A 17,297-nucleotide genomic window follows, 5' to 3' on the forward strand; every position below is an offset into this window, starting at 1 on the left:
CCACCACCCTCAACCTCGTCACCGGATTGGCGAGCCCAAGCGCGGGCGAGGTCCGGGTCATGGGTGCACCCGTCAAGGGCATCGATTCCCGCATCGGCTTCGTCTTTCAAAGTGACGCGCTGTTTCCATGGCGCACGGTGATCGAGAACGTCATGGCCGGGCCGCTCTTCCGTGGCAGGGCCAAGGCAGAAGCGACGGCCGCGGCGCGCGACTGGCTGGCGCGCGTCGGCTTGGCGCGCTTCGAGCATCACTATCCGCACCAGCTCTCCGGCGGCATGCGCAAGCGCGTCGCGTTGGCGCAGACCTTCATCAATGGCCCCGAGATTCTGCTGATGGACGAGCCGTTCTCCGCGCTCGACGTGCAGACACGTGTTCTCATGCACGAGGAACTGCTGCGTCTGTGGTCCGAAGCCAGGGCTTCGGTCGTTTTCGTCACCCACGACCTGGAGGAAGCAATAGCGCTGGCCGACAAAGTCTATGTGCTGACCGCCGGGCCGGCGACGGTGAAGTCGGTCTACACCATCGACCTGCCGCGCCCTCGCGTCGTCGCCGACATCCGTTACGAGCAAAGCTTCATCGACTATTCGCGCACCATCTGGGCCGATCTCAAGGAAGAGGTCGAGACCAGCTATGCCCGCGCTGCCGCGTGAGGGAGGACACAATGACCGATGCCACCATCGACATCAGGGCAGGAAGTTTCAGGCCGGGAACTTCGGACGCCGAAATAGAGGCCGCCGCCGCCAAGGCCGCGCAGCATCGTCGCCGCACGGTGATCTTCTGGCGGTATGCCATCCTCATCGTCTTCCTCGCCGCTTGGGAAGTCGCCGGGCGCAAGGCCTGGATCGATCCGTTCTTCTACGCCACGCCAAGCGCGATCGCGCAGAGGCTCTATGAGTGGACGACGGAAGGCACGTCCGAAGGGCCGCTCTGGTACCATCTCTACGTCACGATGGAGGAATCCGTCCTCGGCTTCGTCACAGGCTCGGTTGCCGGCATCATCATCGGCGTCGCGCTTGGCCGCAACCGCATGGCCGCCGACATCTTTTCCATCTACATCAAGGTCATCAACTCCATCCCTCGCGTGGTGCTGGCGCCGATCTTCATCATGATCCTCGGCCTTGGCCTTGCTTCGAAAGTGGCGCTGGCCTTCATCATGGTGTTCTTCGTCGTCTTCCATAACGCCTTCCAGGGCGTGCGCGAGGCCGACCGGGCGATGATCGCCAATGCCCGTATCCTCGGCGCCTCCGACTGGCAGCTGACCCGCTCGGTGATCGTGCCGTCGGCGATGAGCTGGATCTTCGCCAGCCTGCACGTCAGCTTCGGCTTCGCCATCATCGGCGCCATCGTCGGCGAGTTCGTCGGCTCACGCTATGGTATCGGGCTCTTGATCAACATCGCCAAGGGCTCCTTCGACGCCGCCGGCATGTATGCCGCGATCGTCATCATCATGGTCGTGGCGCTGGGCGCGGAATATCTGATGACAATGGTCGAGAACCGGCTGGCGAAATGGCGTCCGCAGCCGCTGCACGAGACGCAGTAAGCAGATCGGAGCGGGGCAAGGACCCCTAGCCGCCGGCCAACGGCAGGCGCACCTCGACGACCAGGCCGCCGGTCGCGCCATCCGCAAGGGTGATGCGACCGCTGGCATTTTCGACCACCTCGCGCACGATGGCGAGCCCGAGGCCGCTGCCTTCGTCGGTCGCGCCGGTGAGCCGATAGAAGCGCTCGAAGACATGGTCGCGCTCGTCGGCGGGTATGCCTGGCCCGTCGTCGGTAACCGTCAGCACGGCCTCGCCACCGGCGGCGGCGAGCTTGACGGTGACGGTGCCGCCTGCCGGTGTGTAGCGCAGGGCGTTGTCGACGAGATTGACGATCATCTCCCGCAGCATCGTGCCGTCCCCGATGACCGGTACGGCGCCAGTCTCATCGAGGCCAAGATCGACGTTGCGATCAATGGCCCTGGGCGCGTGCGTTTCCAGCACTTGGCGCGCGGCTTGCGTCAGGTCGATGCGATCGGCGCGCGGTCGCCGGCTGCCCGGTTCCGCGCGCGACAAGGTCAAGAGCTGTTCGGCCAGCCTCGCCAGCCGGGCGGAGCTTGCCTGCAGGGCGACAAGCGCTTCCTTGCGCGCATCCACAGCGTTTTCGCGCAGCGCGTAGCTCGCTTGCGTCGACAACAGCGCCAGCGGCGTGCGCAACTGATGCGCGGCATTGGCGATGAAACGGCGCTGCGCCGCCATCTGCGCCCGCACCCGTTCCATATAGGCATTGAGCGCATCGACCAGCGGCCGGATTTCGCTCTGCGCACCGGCGACTTCGATGGGGTCGAGTTCGCTGCGTTTCGGTGAGCGCACTGCGTCGCGCAGCCGGATGAGCGGCGTCAATCCTCGCCGCAGGCCGAGCAGCACGAAGACGCCGGCAATCGCCACCAGCGCCAGTTGCTGGGTGAAGGCGCTGAACCAGAGATGCCGCACCATCGCGTCGTGGCCGAAAAGCGTGACGCCGACGGTGACCGATATCGGCGAGTCGCCGCCGGCGCCGACCACCGCGTGCGTAAATGTCAGCAGCCGCAGCGTCTGGTCGCGATAGGTCGCTTCGATGCTGGGGCGTCCAGGCGTCTTGGGTAGCCCGGGATAGCCTGTCAACAGCCGCCCTCCGGCGGCTTCGACACCGTAGTAGACCCTGTCGCGGTCGCCGGTGTCGAACATCTCGAGCGCTGCCGGCGGCACCGTGGCGTTGATCACTCCGTCGGTCATTGCGACCTGCTCGGCAATCATCCGTGCCGATCCGACCAACATGCGGTCGGTGACAAGATCGGCGGTCGCCAGGGCATTGCCATGGCTGGTCCACAGATTGACGGTGGCGAGCCCGGCGAGCGGCAACACCACCCAGGCCAGAAGTTGCAGCCGAAGACTGTTAATTCTCATGGCGCCAGATCATCGTGGCGCAAGAGATAGCCGAGGCCACGCAAAGTGGCGATCTGGACGCGCGACCCTTCAAGCTTCTTGCGCACACGGTGCACATAGATCTCGATGGCGCTGGGATCGGCGTCGGTCTCGAAATCATAGATCGCCGCGGACAGTGCGGCCTTGCTTACGGTGCGTCCTGCCTTGATCATCAATTGCTCGAGCAAGGCATGTTCGCGCGGCGTCAGCGCCAGCGCCTCCCCGCCGAGCGAGAACAGCCTGGTGTTGGTGTCGAAGACGAGGTCGCCGCAGGCAACGACCGGTGCCGTCCGGTCATTGACGCGGCGCAGTTGCACGCGGATGCGTGCTTCAAGCTCCTCGATCTGGAAGGGCTTAGCCAGATAATCGTCGGCGCCTTCGTTGAGGCCTTTGACCCGGCCATCGAGGCTGGCATTGGCGGTCAGTACGATCACCGGCACCCGGTTGCCGCGGGCTCGCAGCATGCGCAGCACTTCCAGTCCGCCCATGCGAGGCAGCGCAAGATCGAGAATGACAAGCGCGTGGTCGCCCGCGGCAAGCGCGTGCTCGACATCCTCGCCGTCATGGACGATGTCGACGACATAGTTCGCCTGGCGCAAGGTCTTGCCCAGCCAGTCCGCCAGTTCGCGATTGTCCTCCACAAGCAGCAATCGCATGTCTATTGCCGTTCCAGCATCCGCCCGCTTTCGGTCTCAACGGGTCGCCTCGGGCTCGATCGTCGATCCCATTCGCCAATCGGACCCAAAATGATCGATAGTATCGATCGCAACGCAAGGCAAATGCGGCTTGGGCCGTGGCCGGCGAAACCTCCAAACTGTCCGAGCGACGATTCCAATCAGCCGGACCCAGGCCAGAGCAATTGGGGCAACTGATCCACGCAGGGCCTCGACGACCTCGACGACAAAGAGCGGTGGGCTTGGCTCGCGGCTCTTGTTTTTTTTGGATGAGCCCAAGGCATTGGCTTCATCAGCCGATCTCCGCAGTCGGCAAAAAACATTTCGCGTTCAGGAATAAAACCAGGCTGCTTCTGGTCTTCTCCTCAGCGGAACCGTCCTCCCAAGACGCCGCCCAACGGATGAACCAGGAGATTGAAATGGACAGGCTTGCTCTCGCTACCGCCGCTATCCTTATCGCAACCGGAGGTGCGTTCGCCGGCAGCGACCACTTTGGCTCCGACAATGCCAACCAGCCGGTTGCCCCGGTCGCTGGCGTGGATCACGCAGTCACCGGCGCCGTCGACAACAAGACGAATATGACCAGCCACAAGGCTGCCGACACCAAGATGAAGCCCGCCATCGACTGGCCGGAGCCCGGCCAGGGCATCTGGGGCAACTGATGTCTCGGGCGCGGCGGACTGTCCGCCGCATCCGCCTGGCATGGGTTCTAGCTTAAATCCTTCGGGCGCAGGCAATGCGTCAGCCGCGCGGAGAACAGGGCGGACCACTCGCCCTCGAAGACGAGGCGCGCAAGGGCTGCTGTCGGCAACTTTTCCTCAAGCCTCTTGCGCGCCTTCGCCTCCGATCGCGGTCCGGCAAGCTGTTCTGCCAGGTCCTCAAGCCCCGGATTATGGCCAACCACCACAAGGCAAAGGCTCGACGGGTCGGCCTTATGGATTTGGTCCAGAATGTCCGCAGCCGAAGCTTCGTAGAGTGGCTGAGCAAACGCGACTCGTGGATGCACCGGCAACTCCGCGGCCACCAATCGCCAGGTGTCGCGGGTGCGTAGCGCCGACGACACCAGCGCCTGATCCGGCAGCCAGTCGCGCGCCGCAAGCTCGCGGCCGATCAATCGGGCTGCCTTCAATCCACGTTCCGCGAGCGGCCGGTCGAAATCATCGAGATCAGGATCATCCCAGCTCGATTTGGCGTGGCGAAGCAGGAGAAGCTGTTTCATGGCCGCGTTCTCGGCTCAGGGCGTGATCCGCGCCAGATGCTCCAGGTCGGCTTCCTCACGCAGCGGGTCGGGCGCCATCACCACCGAGGTGCCGTTCTCGGCATCGTCGGCGAAGTGGGCAAGCACGGTGCGGCCCGCCTCCATGCGTGCCTTGCCTTCGGCCACCAGTCCCAGCGCCAGCGCATAGAGCCGATGCTCGGCCTTCAGCACGCGCGCTGCCAGCGTATCGGCATTGTCGCCGACCATCACCGGCACCGCCGCCTGGGCGATGATCGGGCCGTCATCCATCTCCGGCGTCACGAAATGCACCGTGCAGCCATGAATGCGGATGCCGGCTGCCAGCGCGCGCGCATGGGTATCGAGCCCCTTGAAGGCCGGCAGCAAGGCAGGGTGGATGTTGATCATGCGACCCTGCCATTTCTGGACAAAGCCGGGGGTCAGGATGCGCATATAGCCGGCCAGCGCCACGATGTCGGCATTGAAGGCCGCGAGTGCCGCGTCGATCGCCGCGTCATGTGCCTGCTTGCCGCCATGGTCGGCGCGGGAAATGACCTGCGTGGCGATGCCGCGTGCCCTGGCGATGCCGAGGCCCGCGGCGTCGGCCTTGTCGGAGATGACGGCGACGATCTCGGCCGGAAAGGCCGGATCGCTGGCGGCCGCGATCAGCGCGGTCATGTTGGAGCCGCGCCCCGATATCAGGACGACCGCGCGTTTTCTCGGCGCGCTCATAGCCCGATCGAGCCCCGATAGATGACGCCGGCGTCGCGGCGCGGCACGATGCGGCCGATCGGCGTCACCGTCTCGCCGGCTTCCTGCAGCACGGCCGCGACCTGCGCCGCCTGCCCCGAAGCGACAGCCAAAATCATGCCGATGCCGCAATTGAAGGTGCGCATCATCTCCTCCGGCGCAACGCCGCCGGTCTTCGCCAGCCACGAGAACACCGGCGGCACGTCGATCGCCTCGAGATCAAGCTCGGCCGAGAAGTCCTTGGGCAGCACGCGCGGAATGTTTTCAGGGAAGCCGCCGCCGGTGATGTGGGCGAGCGCCTTGATGCCATGCGTGTTGCGAATCGCCTTGAGGATCGATTTCACGTAGATGCGGGTCGGCTCGAGCAGCGCCCCGGCGAGCGTCGCCTCATCGTTGAACGGTGCCGGATCGCTCCACGCCAGGCCGCTGGCGGCGACGATGCGGCGCACCAGCGAGAAACCGTTCGAATGCAGGCCGGAGGAGGCTAGCCCGAGCAGCACGTCGCCTTCGACGATGTCGTCGGTGGGCAAAAGCTGCCCGCGTTCGGCCGCGCCCACCGCAAAGCCGGCAAGGTCATAGTCCTTGCCGTGATACATGCCCGGCATTTCGGCGGTCTCGCCGCCGATCAGCGCGCAGCCGGCCTGGCGGCAGCCCTGCGCGATGCCGCCGACGATCGCGGCACCCTGGTCGGGATCGAGCTTGCCGGTGGCGAAATAGTCGAGGAAGAACAGCGGCTCCGCGCCCTGCACGACGATGTCGTTGACGCACATGGCGACCAGGTCGATGCCGATCGTGTCGTGGTTGCCGGCATCGATGGCGATCTTGAGCTTGGTGCCGACACCGTCATTGGCGGCGACCAGCACCGGATCGGTGAAACCGGCAGCCTTGAGATCGAACAGACCGCCGAAGCCGCCGATCTCGCCATCCGCGCCCGGCCGGCGTGTCGCGCGCACCAGCGGCTTGATCTTCTCCACCATGAGATTGCCGGCATCGATATCGACGCCGGCCTCGGCATAGGTGAGCCCGTTCTTGCGCTTGGCCGTTTTGTTCTGGCCCGTTTTATGCTGGCCGGTTTCGCGCTTGCTCATCGCAATTTTCCTGCTCGTTTGCGGGCTCTTCGCATGAACGGTTTCGGTCCGCAAGGATAACGGCCGAACCGGGCGCCGTTTGGCCCGACAAAAGCGTGGATAGCCGGGGCATCGCACACAACGTTTGCTTCGCCCCAGGCTGCTCCCTTGCCTCGACCCTTCATCTCCCTCATCTATCTCCAGGCATAATACGGCGGGGTAATACTTTGACCATCCCCAACCTGATCACCATCCTGCGCCTTGTGCTGGTGCCTGCCGTGGTGCTGGCCATGCTGCAGGCGCGCTGGGACTGGGCTTTTGCCGGCTTCGTTATTGCAGGCGTTTCCGACGGCATCGACGGCTTCATCGCCCGCCGCTTCGACCAGCAGTCGACGCTCGGCGCCTATCTCGATCCGATGGCCGACAAGCTGCTTTTGGTTTCGGTGTTCGTCGTCATGGGCTTCATCGGGCAATTGCCGCTCTGGCTGGTCGTCACCATGGTGTCACGCGACGCGCTGATCGTCTGCGCGGTTCTGTTGTCCACGGTGATGGCCCATCCGGTCGAGATAAAACCGTTTCTTGTGTCGAAGGCCAATACCGCCATACAGATCGTGCTGGCGGCGGTCGTGCTGGGTGAACTCGCCTTTGCCGTGCACCTCGACCCTCTGCGGCCCGCCCTCATATTGCTGTCCGGGGTCTTGACCGTGGCTTCGGCCGCGGCCTATCTCGTGGCTTGGCTGAGGCATATGAACGGCTATGGCGAAGGCGGTAAATCGGGCTGACAAGCCCATCGACGGCAAGGCTGCCCGCAAGCCGGCTGCCCGCAAAGCGGTGACGCGGGGCAAGACCGTCGACGACCAGATGGTCGTCGACGTTCCGGCCGGCGAGACGGCGGCGGAGGCAGAGGCGGCTTCGACCTTCTACCGCCAGATCTTCTTCTGGCTGGCGGGTGCCGCGATCCTGGCGCTTTTCCTTTATGTCTTCAGCGGCGTCCTGCTGCCCTTCGTCGCCGGCATGGTGCTTGCCTATTTCCTCGATCCGGTCGCCGACCGGCTGCAGCGGCTCGGCCTCAGCCGTTTCATGGCGACGGTGGTCATCCTCATTACCTTCCTGATCGTGCTGGTGCTGGCCTTCGTCATCCTCATTCCGGTGCTGGCGACGCAGATGACCGATTTCGCCGGCAAGCTGCCGGAGTACCTGACCCGGTTGCAGAGCCTGATCACGTCGTTCGACCCGAAATGGCTGGAACAGAGATTCGGCGTCAACGCCAATGGCTTGCGCGACGGATTGAATTCGCTGCTGACTTCCGGCTTTGGCCTGATCACCACCGTATTTACCTCGCTGTGGAGTTCGGGCATGGCGCTGGTCTCGGTGGTCAGCCTGTTCGTGGTGACGCCGGTCGTGGCCTTCTACATGCTGCTCGACTGGGACCGCATGGTGGCGGTCATCGACAGCTGGGTGCCGCGCGACAACGTCGCGACGGTGCGCGCCATCGCGCGCGACATCAACACCGCCACTGCCGGCTTCGTGCGCGGGCAGGGCACGCTCTGCCTGGTGCTGGGCGCCATGTACGCCACCGGCTTGACGCTGACGGGGCTGAACTTCGCCATCCTCATCGGCCTGTTCGCCGGGCTGATCTCCTTCATCCCCTATGTCGGCTCATTGACCGGGCTGGTGCTGGCCGTCGGCGTTGCCTTCGTCCAGTTCTGGCCGGACTGGACGATGATCGTCGCCGTTGCCGTGGTCTTCTTCATCGGCCAGTTCATCGAAGGCAACATCCTGCAGCCCAGGCTGGTCGGCAAAAGCGTCGGCCTGCACCCGGTGTGGCTGATGTTCGCGCTGTTCGCCTTCGGCGCGCTGTTCGGTTTTGTCGGGCTTTTGATTGCCGTTCCAGCATCCGCGGCGGTGGCAGTTCTGGTACGCTTCGCCATCGCCCGCTACCTGGAATCGCCGCTCTACAAGGGCCATGCGACAGAGCTCGCGCCGCCGTTGCCGGCCGATCGCGGCGGCGGCCACCGCACGCAACCGCGTCGCTGAAGTGACTGCCCAGCGAACCGACCCGCCGCGCCAGCTGCCGCTCGATCTCGGCCACGGCACCGGTTATTCGCGCGACGAGCTGGTCGTCTCCGGCACCAACAACCAGGCGGCCGCGCTGGTCGACCGCTGGCCGGATTGGCCAGCACCGGTGGTGGTGCTGGCAGGCCCCGCTGGTTCGGGCAAAACGCACCTGGCCTCGATCTGGCGTGCCCGCGCCAACGCGCTTGCCGTCGACGCCAGGCGCATGGGCGACAGCATCGCCAATCTCGGTGCGCGGCCGGCGCTGATCGACGATGTCGATATCGGCGCGGTCGATGAGCAGGGCCTGTTCCATTTGATCAATGCCGTGCGCGGTGCCGGCTCGACGCTGCTCTTGACGGCGCGACGCTTTCCGTCGGCCTGGGGCGTCAAGCTGCCCGATCTTGCCTCGCGTTTGAAGGCGGCGGCGACCGTCGAGATCCACGAGCCCGACGATCTCCTGCTCGCCGGCGTCATCACCAAGCTGTTCGCCGACCGGCAGGTCGAGGTCGAACCGCATGTCGTGCAGTATCTGGTGCGGCGCATCGAGCGTTCGCTGGCCACCGCGATGCGCGTGGTGGAGCGTCTGGATCGCACCGCGCTGGAGCGCAAGATGGCGATCACAAGGGCATTGGCGGCCGAAACCGTCAACGCCATGGACGAGGGGCAGGGCGAATTCGAGATTTAGAGTGCCTCGATGTTACAATCGCTCCGCAACCGCCGTCCCATTTCGGGAAATAACAGCTGGCACCCATCTTGCAGCGTGAGCTTGCCGGCTGACCCCGGTCCTGATTGCGTTCCAAATCAGGTTGTAGGCTCGCCGGGAATGAGGTGCTTGGGGTTCTCGCCCGGCGAGCTTGCCTTTCACTTGCGGCCAATCACAGCCAAAGTCTGACGAAATGCCGGACCAACAGATAGACGGCTGAATGCGAGGCAATATAGCAGGCCGCGACCAGCACAAAAATCCCGGTGCTGGCTGCCCACGAACGGGAGGCAACGATGCCTGGTGCCAGCCTGGCGTGCCCGCGGCTCTCGCGATTGTTCCACATCGCCAAGGCCGCACAGGCGATCGCCCACGCCACCATGAAGGGAACCGTCACGCCCGCATAGGCAAAATAGGCCGGCCCGAACAGCGACACCCAAGCATCGATCCCAAGCACCGCAAATCCCCCATTTTGCCGGAGTTTAAGCCGGCAATAGCGAGGGAAGCGAGCCTGAAATGATGAAGCCCGAATATTGGCCAAAAGCCCTTGATGCTCGCTCAATCCAGACGCGATTGCACGAAGTCGATGAAGGCGCGCACCTTGGCCGGCGCGAAACGAGGACAATCAAGGGCAAGACAAGCACGGCGGCCTTGATTGCGGCTCTCGTCGCCGGCGAGGGCGCCTAGATCGCATGGGATAAGAAGGGATGGTCGGAGTGGAGAGATTCGAACTCCCGACCCTCTGGTCCCAAACCAGATGCGCTACCAGCCTGCGCTACACTCCGAACGGTCTGTTGCCTATTCATTTCGGTGTTACATGGCAAGTGCAAAAACCTTGCCGCCGCTGCCAATGCGCAGTAATGACGGCCCTAGGGCGGCGATGCCGCCTTGCACAACAATGAGGTGGCCATGTCCGCGCGCATTTTCAGCCCAGCCAAAACCGCGATGCAGTCCGGCAAGGCCAAGACCGGCCACTGGGTGTTGGAATTCGATCCCGAGATGCGCAAGAAGATCGACCCCCTGATGGGCTACACCACGTCGGGAGACATGAGAAGCCAGATCAGGCTCACCTTCGGCACCAAGGAAGAGGCCGTCGCCTACGCCGAAAAGGAAGGGCTTGCCTTCCGCGTCGAAGAGCCGAAAGAGCCCAAGCGCCGCCAGATTTCCTATGCGGAGAATTTCCGCTATGACCGCAGGACGCCCTGGACGCATTGACCGGCTAGCCCAGCGCGAACATCTACCGGCCCCGAGCCGGCCAGCGGTCCCGTAGCTCAGCTGGATAGAGCACCGGCCTTCTAAGCCGATGGTCACAGGTTCGAATCCTGTCGGGATCGCCATAATTTCAAAGGCTTACGCCGCATGACCTGACGAGGTCAACCAATCCTCACCCTTGCCTGCCAGTGCCGCGACGCCGTGCAATGGAAGCCTGAAACGGCAGTCTCGGGCCCACCGGCGCGGGGGGCCCTGGAATTATTTCGTGATCTGTCCTGTTGGAACCTCGGCCAAGCCCAGGCGTTCGGGGCCTTGTATTCGTGGAGCCTCATGAAAAGGCAATGTGCGGTCCGGCGAATAGGGTAGGGCGGGCACAACGAGAATGGGTTGGGGGAGGAGAAGCCAGGCCATGTCGAAACGTGAGATTGGAACGTCCCCTGCCTTGGTGCGGCGCATCGCCGAACTCAGGGCCCGCATGCAGGATGCCGAAATTTCCGGCCATGAAATGAAAACCTTTCACAAGGTCGCCGCCATCATGGGGGCCGGCGACGGTTCCTTGTGGCTGGATGCCGACGACATGATCGCGGCATCCTTCGTCGTCGAGGCGGCTGGACAGGCGTCCAACCGCTGACTTCGGAATTCTCCCTGTCAGGAATCCGATGAGCCTTCAACCACCGGGGCACGGCCGCCTGTTGGCGATCGTGCCCGCCCCCGGCCATCCGATCCCGTCTCCCTGCCATCCGATCTCGAATTGAAAGGAAAGTCTTATCATTTTGTTTGCGTTGGCACGTCATAGTAGGGACGGCTAACGGAGTGAAGGGGATGAAGCTGGACCTGTCGCCGACCAGCTGGGGCAGGGTGATCGCCGTCACCGCCGCCGGCACGGCATTCTTCATTGCCGTGGCGTTTTTCGTCGATTCGTTCAATTTCCCCTATCTTTCGCCCGAGTCTGTCTGGCGCGCGAAGCTGACCGACCTTCTGCTGCCCCTGGTGCTGGGTGGCTCGTTTCTGTTTTTCCTGATGTGGAAGATCCGCCAACTGGCGATAGCCCAGCGCGACCTCAGTGTCATCGCCGCGACGGACAGCCTGACGGCAGTGCTGAACCGCGGCGCCTTCTCTATGCTGGTCGAGGCCTATCTCGAGCAGACCCGCAAGCAGGAAGAGACCCGTTCCGGCGCGCTGCTGATCATCGATGCCGACCACTTCAAGTCGATCAACGACCGCCTCGGCCATGATTGCGGCGACCAGGCGCTCAAGCTGATCGCGCAGGCGATCAAGGGCCAGCTGCGCGGCGGCGATATCGTCGGACGCATCGGCGGCGAGGAGTTCGGCGTATTCCTTCCCGGTGTCGACCCCTCGCAATCCTGGCTGGTTGCCGAAAGCATCCGCCGACGGATACGCGAAATGGACTTTTCCCCGGGCGGCCGCTCCTGTCCGCTTTCCGTCAGCATAGGCGGTACCAGCTTCAGCGGGCCGACCACCTACGAGGCAATATTCTCGGCCGCCGACAGACGGCTTTATGCCGCGAAATCGAATGGACGCGATCAGGTCAGCTTCGATCCGGCGGAAGCCTCCCTGGCGTCTCCGGCCAGCGCCGCTACCCTGCACTGACGGCAGCCTCGTAGTAGGCTGACACCCACCGCTTGCTTGACGCTTGATTATCCGTGTGCTTCCTCCGGGCAGTAATGTACGGAGTATCGCCAGAAATAGTCCTGCTTCTTAGTCCCTCGATCGTGCCATTCGCGGGTACAGCACGGCCCTTGGGTGCAGGCAATTGAATGGCGAGACGCCCGGCTAGAGCCGAGTAAGCACCGCGACCATGATCCATCTATTCAACGGCTTTCAGAACCAGTTTGGCGGCAGTGAGCGCGAAACCCTGGAGTTGTACCGGCTCTTGGGCGCCGACTCACGGGTGTGCCTGTGGGCAACCTCGTCGCGCGTATCCGAAGGCCTGATGCAGGAATTTCCGATACGCCGCGTCTCGCCGGCAACACGCAATGTGCCGGATGGCGGCACCTATGTCTTTCTTGGCGCGCATTGGCGCAACAAAATGTGGCCCTACCTGATCCCGCGGCCGCGCCGGCTGATCTATGTCTTCAACACCTTTCATCCCAAGCTCATCGCCCTGACGACACGCAGGCCGCGCCTGCTGCGTTGGCCGGCTGCCGAACTGGTGCTGATCTCCGAATTTCAGAGGCGCGTGCTGCAGGTCGAAGGCGTCGTCCATGCCTCGCCGATCGATATCGGGCGCTTCTCGCCACGACGGGCAAGGCCAAACGGTCCGTTCACGGTGGGGCGGCTGAGCCGCGACACGGCGGACAAGCATCACCGCGACGATGTGGCGCTCTATGAGGCATTGCTTGGCGATGGCACCGCGGTCCGTATTCAGGGCGGCACGCCGCTCAAGGACAAGCTCGCGCCGCATCCGCAACTCGAACTCCTGCCGCAGGGTGAATTCGCCGCCGAACAGTTCCTGCCGACGCTCGACGTCTTCTACTATCGCACCGGTTCGCATGTGGAGACGTTCGGCCGGGTGGTGTTCGAGGCGATGGCCTGCGGCCTGCCCGTGGTCTGCCATTCGCATGGTGGCTACGTCGACCACATCAGACATGGCGAAAACGGCTTCCTGTTCGAAACGACACAACAGGCGGCGCGGATCCTGGCGGATCTCAAAGCCGACCCGGGCCTGCGGGCGACGGTCGGCCGCAAGGCGCGGCTGACCGTCGAGCAGATGTTTTCATCGCAGGCGTTGCAAGAACGGCTGGATTTCTATCGGCGTTAGCCGCACCGCGCCATCTGCCTTCGGATATTCTCCGCCAACAAGCCACCTAGCCGTTTGGCATCAATCCCGACATCGCGCTAAAGCTGGCATCACGTGAATCGCGGGCGGCCGGCATCGGCGCGCGGGCAGATCGAGCAGGGCTTCTACCGATGACATTGATGGGCGGCGCGGCACTGCTGATCCTGGTCCTTACCTATGCCGGCGTCGCCATCGGCCGCATCCCTGGCCTGCGGCTTGACCGCGCGGGCATTGCGCTGCTTGGCGGCGCAGCGATGATCGCCATCGGCGCGCTCAGCATGGAGGATGCCTATCGCGCCATCAATTTCGACACCATCACGCTTCTGCTCGGCATGATGATCGTGGTGGCGCATCTGAAAGTATCGGGTGCCTTTCGCGGTCTCGGCGCCATTGCCATCGAGCACGCGCATGCGCCGTTCATGCTCCTGGTGATGGTGACGCTCCTTACCGGCGTGCTGTCGGCTTTCCTGGTCAACGACGCCATCTGCCTGGTCATGGCGCCGATCGTCGTCCACGTCACCCGTGTCATCAACCGCAATCCGATCCCCTATCTGATCGCCACCGCCACCGCTTCGAACTGCGGCAGCGTCGCCACCATCACGGGCAACCCGCAGAACATGGTCATCGGCGCGCTGTCGGGGATTTCCTATCCGGCCTTTTCGGCGGCGCTCGCGCCGGTCGCCTTGTTCGGCCTTGTCGCGGTCATCGTCATTGTGCGGATCGTCTATCGCGCCGAATTCAGGCGCAACGGCGAACTGGCGCCACACATCTCGCGCGGCCGCATGCATCGTGGCCAGGTGCTGAAGGCCGTGGTCGTCTGCATCGGGCTGGCGATCGCCTTCTTCGCCGGTGTTCCCGTAGCCAAGGCGGCGCTCATCGGCGGCGCCATCCTGCTGCTCACGCGCGCCATCAAGCCATCGCGCATCTACCATGAGATCGACGGACCGCTGCTGTTCATGTTCGCGGGTCTGTTCGTGGTGGTTGCCGGCGCGGAAAAGACGCTGCTGACGCCTGACATGATCGCCTCCGCCAAGAACATCGGGCTCGACGACGTCTGGAGGCTGTCGGGGTTCACCGCCGTGTTGTCCAACATCATGAGCAATGTTCCTGCCGTGCTGGCGCTCAGGCCATTCATACCCGGCCTGGAAAACCCCGAGCGCGCCTGGCTGGTGGTGGCCATGAGTTCGACGCTGGCCGGCAACTTCACCTTGCTCGGCTCGGTCGCCAACCTGATCGTCGCCGAACAATCCAAGGCCGCTGGTACACCGTTGTCTTTCGGTGCCTTCTTCAAGGTCGGCCTGCCGCTGACACTGATCACGCTCGCCGCCGGTACGGCGTGGCTGGCGTTCGGGGCCTAGCCCTGCATCTGACTGACCGACATCCGCGCCCTGACCAGCGTCGCCGCGGCTCGTCCGGCGGCTTCGACGTAGTCGGGATTGCGATGGATCAGCATGATCGAAAAGCAGCCGTCTATCAGCAGCACGATCTCGCGGGCCAGTGCCTGCGGCCCCTCGATATCGTGCCCGGACAATTCCGTGGCCAGCCATGTCTCGAAGTTGGATTTGTGCCGCGCCCCGACCTCGACCGCCGGGTGTCCAGGCATCGAGGCAAGCTCGGCAGCTGTGCGCAGGAAGCCGCATCCCTTCCATTTTGGATGGCGCGTGGCCCGGGCCAGATTGGTGAAGATGGCTTCGACCTTGCTGTCCACGCCCCCTTGCTCGGCTTCGAACCAGCCGGCCATCCGTTTCAGATTGGGCTGATCGCGGCCGTCGAGATAGGCTGCGATGAGGTCGTCCTTGCTCTTGAAGTGGTAGTAGAGCGTCCGCTTGGTGAGGCCCGCTTCCTCGGCGACGGCGTCGACACTGACACGGCCGATTCCTTCCGCGTAGAACAATCTGGTTGCGGCATCGACTAGGCGCTTGCGGGTGGGGCTTTGTGCTTCGGCCATGGGTCTAAGTATACCGACTAGTGAATATACACAAGGTGCGAACGACGTAACCTTCCAACTCGTCAACAAGCTGGAAGGAAGCCAAATGACCGATCTTGTCCTGAGCGAGACCCGCGACGGGGTTACCGTCCTCACCCTCAATCGTCCCGAAAAGCTCAATGCACTGAATTATGCCTTGATCGATCGCCTGCTTGCGGTTCTCGACGACATTGAAGTCGATGACGGCGTCCGGGTTGTCATCCTCACCGGAGCAGGGGAGCGGGCTTTTTCGGCGGGTGGCGACATCCATGAATTCTCGGCCAGCGTGGCGCTTGGCGCCGATATCGCAATGCGCGACTTCGTCATGCGCGGGCAGCGGCTGACGGCACGGCTGGAAGCGTTCCGCAAACCGGTCATCGCTGCCGTCAACGGCATTGCCTTTGGCGGTGGCTGCGAAATCACCGAGGCCGTTCCGCTCGCCATCGCCAGTGACCGTGCGCTGTTCGCCAAGCCCGAAATCAACCTTGCAATGCCGCCGACTTTTGGTGGAACCCAACGCCTGCCGAGGCTGGCCGGGCGCAAGCGGGCGCTCGAACTGCTGTTGACGGGCGACTGGTTTCCGCCGCCGCGGGCGCTTGAGCTGGGTCTCGTCAACGAGGTTGTTCCGCATGCCGAACTGATGCCGGCGGCATTTGATCTGGCCAAGCGTATCCTGCGGCATTCCGGACCGGCCGTCACCGGCATTCTCACGGCGGTGGCGAGGGGCCTCAACCAGGGTATTGCCGAGGGGCTGCTGATTGAGGCGGAGCAATTCGCCCGCATGGCTCCGACCGCCGACCTGCGTGAAGGGCTGAATGCGTGGATCGAGCGGCGCAAGCCGAGCTACGACGGTTCGTGGACCCATATCACACGGCCCGATGAGGCGCGGCGAGCCTCGTTGGCGATCGACCGGCGCGGGACGCGGACCAGGACGCCTTCGCCGCCACACGGCCCTTGACGTCTAGCGGGAGCAACACAAGTCACCGAACCTTCAAAGAGAGCCGTGGCCGATAGACCTGGAGCAATCCCGGACGGAAAACCGCCACGCACTTTTCCTGGATTTGCTCTAATATTCCGATCGACGGCGAAGTGGTCTTTTCGCCATCGATCTCTCAGTCTCACGGCGCCACCACCAAGCGGCCTTTCATGTTGGGGTGGAAGCGGCAGAAGTAGTCGATGGTTCCCGCCGCCTTCAAATTCAGGCTTGCCGACTTCTTCGGCGGGATCATCACCTCCCAGCCACCCTTCACCGTAGCCGTATGGGCGATCACGTCCTTGTTCACCCACTCGATCGTGTCGCCGACCTTCGCATCGACGCTGGCCGGCGAGTAGACGAGCCTGTCGATCGTCACCTGGATGGTTGCGGCCGCCGCCGGCGCCGCCGTAAGGGTCAGCGCCAGCATTGCCAGCCACGTCAGACGTTTCAAGGCGCCTGCTTTCATTTCAGCATGCCGGCAACGTGTTCGGCATGCTGCTCATGGCCCTGGAAGATCCTGAGGCCGGTCTCAAGCAGGCTCTTCAGTTCGGCATTGCTGGCCGAGGGAATGAGCAGCGTTTCGAGCGCGCCGTTGACCTGCTTGTGATAGGCGACCTCGTTTTCGATATAGGCCTTGTCGAAAGCCGCACCTTTCAGCTTGGCGAGCTTGGCGCGTTCCTCAGTCGCGGCCTTGGTCAGCGCCTGGCTGGTGGCGTTGTCCTCGGGCTTCACCTTCAGCTTCTTGACGAGATCGAGCGCCTGCTTGTTCACCGCTTCGTGGTCGCGCTCCATGTCCTTGGCGAAATCGATCACCTCCTTGCTCTTTGATTTCTTGATCGCCTGCTTGGCCGCCTCGATGTCGATGACGCCGGCCGTATAGGCGATATGGGCGATCTGCGGGTCCGTCGGCTTGTCGGCGGCTTGCGCGACCGGGGC

Annotated in this window: 21 protein-coding genes and 2 tRNA genes; 13 read left to right on the plus strand and 10 right to left on the minus strand. The window is 63.7% G+C overall.

Annotation, left to right across the window (positions count from 1 at the left end; all coding sequences use genetic code 11):
• Positions 1–650: ABC transporter ATP-binding protein (locus EOA36_RS07950; RefSeq protein WP_145969125.1), on the plus strand; the 650-nt coding region annotated here is incomplete at its 5' end.
• Positions 651–661: 11 nt separating this feature from the next.
• Positions 662–1,540, plus strand: a complete 879-nt coding sequence (locus EOA36_RS07955; RefSeq protein ID WP_127276617.1) for an ABC transporter permease — start codon at positions 662–664, stop codon at positions 1,538–1,540.
• Between the two features lie 25 nt (positions 1,541–1,565).
• On the opposite strand, the gene EOA36_RS07960 is transcribed toward EOA36_RS07955, so the two are convergent.
• Together EOA36_RS07960 and EOA36_RS07965 are read right to left on the minus strand one after the other, a co-directional pair.
• Complete coding sequence (locus tag EOA36_RS07960; RefSeq protein WP_127276619.1) at positions 1,566–2,924, minus strand: sensor histidine kinase; 1,359 nt, start codon at positions 2,922–2,924, stop codon at positions 1,566–1,568.
• Complete coding sequence (locus EOA36_RS07965; RefSeq protein WP_127276622.1) at positions 2,921–3,598, minus strand: response regulator; 678 nt, start codon at positions 3,596–3,598, stop codon at positions 2,921–2,923. The genes EOA36_RS07960 and EOA36_RS07965 overlap by 4 nt, the downstream gene beginning before the upstream one ends.
• Positions 3,599–4,035: 437 nt before the next feature.
• On the opposite strand from EOA36_RS07965, the gene EOA36_RS07970 reads away from it, so the two are divergent.
• Positions 4,036–4,278: a DUF680 domain-containing protein gene (locus EOA36_RS07970; protein ID WP_127276624.1), complete on the plus strand. Its 243-nt coding sequence runs from the start codon at positions 4,036–4,038 to the stop codon at positions 4,276–4,278.
• 47 nt (positions 4,279–4,325) lie between these two features.
• On the opposite strand, the gene EOA36_RS07975 is transcribed toward EOA36_RS07970, so the two are convergent.
• The 3 genes from EOA36_RS07975 to purM are packed head-to-tail and all read right to left on the minus strand — an operon-like array spanning position 4,326 to position 6,670.
• Positions 4,326–4,835: a histidine phosphatase family protein gene (locus EOA36_RS07975; protein ID WP_127276627.1), complete on the minus strand. Its 510-nt coding sequence runs from the start codon at positions 4,833–4,835 to the stop codon at positions 4,326–4,328.
• Positions 4,836–4,850: 15 nt separating this feature from the next.
• Positions 4,851–5,564 carry a phosphoribosylglycinamide formyltransferase gene (gene purN / locus EOA36_RS07980; RefSeq protein WP_127276629.1) on the minus strand — a complete coding sequence of 238 codons (714 nt, stop codon included), beginning with the start codon at positions 5,562–5,564 and terminating at the stop codon, positions 4,851–4,853.
• Positions 5,561–6,670, minus strand: a complete 1,110-nt coding sequence (gene purM, locus EOA36_RS07985) for a phosphoribosylformylglycinamidine cyclo-ligase (protein WP_127276631.1) — start codon at positions 6,668–6,670, stop codon at positions 5,561–5,563. The genes purN and purM overlap by 4 nt, the downstream gene beginning before the upstream one ends.
• Positions 6,671–6,876: 206 nt before the next feature.
• On the opposite strand from purM, the gene EOA36_RS07990 reads away from it, so the two are divergent.
• From EOA36_RS07990 to hdaA, 3 genes are all read left to right on the plus strand, one after another.
• Positions 6,877–7,431, plus strand: a complete 555-nt coding sequence (locus tag EOA36_RS07990) for a CDP-alcohol phosphatidyltransferase family protein (protein WP_127276634.1) — start codon at positions 6,877–6,879, stop codon at positions 7,429–7,431.
• 79 nt (positions 7,432–7,510) lie between these two features.
• Positions 7,511–8,686, plus strand: coding sequence for an AI-2E family transporter (locus EOA36_RS07995; protein ID WP_127276654.1), 1,176 nt, complete (start codon positions 7,511–7,513; stop codon positions 8,684–8,686).
• A gap of 1 nt (position 8,687) precedes the next feature.
• Positions 8,688–9,392 (plus strand): DnaA regulatory inactivator HdaA, encoded by a 705-nt coding sequence (hdaA, locus tag EOA36_RS08000; protein ID WP_127276636.1) that lies wholly within the window; start codon positions 8,688–8,690, stop codon positions 9,390–9,392.
• Positions 9,393–9,582: 190 nt separating this feature from the next.
• Here the strand turns inward: hdaA and EOA36_RS08005 are convergent, their stop codons facing one another.
• Together EOA36_RS08005 and EOA36_RS08010 are read right to left on the minus strand one after the other, a co-directional pair.
• Positions 9,583–9,969, minus strand: a complete 387-nt coding sequence (locus tag EOA36_RS08005) for a hypothetical protein (RefSeq protein WP_245464286.1) — start codon at positions 9,967–9,969, stop codon at positions 9,583–9,585.
• Positions 9,970–10,115: 146 nt separating this feature from the next.
• A tRNA-Pro gene (locus EOA36_RS08010) sits at positions 10,116–10,192 on the minus strand.
• A gap of 124 nt (positions 10,193–10,316) precedes the next feature.
• On the opposite strand from EOA36_RS08010, the gene EOA36_RS08015 reads away from it, so the two are divergent.
• The 6 genes from EOA36_RS08015 (at position 10,317) to EOA36_RS08040 (ending at position 14,777) form a co-directional block, all read left to right on the plus strand.
• Positions 10,317–10,622, plus strand: a complete 306-nt coding sequence (locus EOA36_RS08015; RefSeq protein WP_127276639.1) for an ETC complex I subunit — start codon at positions 10,317–10,319, stop codon at positions 10,620–10,622.
• A gap of 45 nt (positions 10,623–10,667) precedes the next feature.
• Positions 10,668–10,744: transfer RNA gene (locus EOA36_RS08020), tRNA-Arg, on the plus strand.
• A gap of 284 nt (positions 10,745–11,028) precedes the next feature.
• A complete protein-coding gene (locus EOA36_RS08025) occupies positions 11,029–11,250 on the plus strand; it encodes a hypothetical protein (RefSeq protein WP_127276641.1) in 222 nt (73 codons plus the stop codon).
• Positions 11,251–11,441: 191 nt separating this feature from the next.
• A complete protein-coding gene (locus EOA36_RS08030; RefSeq protein WP_127276643.1) occupies positions 11,442–12,230 on the plus strand; it encodes a GGDEF domain-containing protein in 789 nt (262 codons plus the stop codon).
• A 208-nt stretch (positions 12,231–12,438) separates the two neighbouring features.
• Positions 12,439–13,401 (plus strand): glycosyltransferase family 4 protein, encoded by a 963-nt coding sequence (locus EOA36_RS08035; protein WP_127276645.1) that lies wholly within the window; start codon positions 12,439–12,441, stop codon positions 13,399–13,401.
• Between the two features lie 149 nt (positions 13,402–13,550).
• Positions 13,551–14,777: an anion transporter gene (locus tag EOA36_RS08040; RefSeq protein ID WP_127276647.1), complete on the plus strand. Its 1,227-nt coding sequence runs from the start codon at positions 13,551–13,553 to the stop codon at positions 14,775–14,777.
• On the opposite strand, the gene EOA36_RS08045 is transcribed toward EOA36_RS08040, so the two are convergent.
• The gene (locus EOA36_RS08045; RefSeq protein ID WP_127276650.1) at positions 14,774–15,367 is read right to left on the minus strand and encodes a TetR/AcrR family transcriptional regulator; all 594 of its coding nucleotides are present in this window, start codon (positions 15,365–15,367) and stop codon (positions 14,774–14,776) included. The genes EOA36_RS08040 and EOA36_RS08045 overlap by 4 nt on opposite strands.
• A gap of 85 nt (positions 15,368–15,452) precedes the next feature.
• Between EOA36_RS08045 and EOA36_RS08050 the strand changes: the two genes are divergently transcribed.
• Positions 15,453–16,343, plus strand: coding sequence for a crotonase/enoyl-CoA hydratase family protein (locus tag EOA36_RS08050; protein WP_127276652.1), 891 nt, complete (start codon positions 15,453–15,455; stop codon positions 16,341–16,343).
• Positions 16,344–16,503: 160 nt separating this feature from the next.
• Here the strand turns inward: EOA36_RS08050 and EOA36_RS08055 are convergent, their stop codons facing one another.
• Positions 16,504–16,827, minus strand: a complete 324-nt coding sequence (locus tag EOA36_RS08055; protein ID WP_167531204.1) for a cupredoxin family copper-binding protein — start codon at positions 16,825–16,827, stop codon at positions 16,504–16,506.
• On the minus strand, positions 16,824–17,297 hold a 474-nt coding region (locus EOA36_RS08060; protein ID WP_145969126.1), incomplete at its 5' end, for a DUF4142 domain-containing protein. The genes EOA36_RS08060 and EOA36_RS08055, both read right to left, overlap by 4 nt.

The sequence above is a fragment of the Mesorhizobium sp. M8A.F.Ca.ET.021.01.1.1 genome (assembly GCF_003998025.1).
GTDB lineage: Bacteria > Pseudomonadota > Alphaproteobacteria > Rhizobiales > Rhizobiaceae > Mesorhizobium.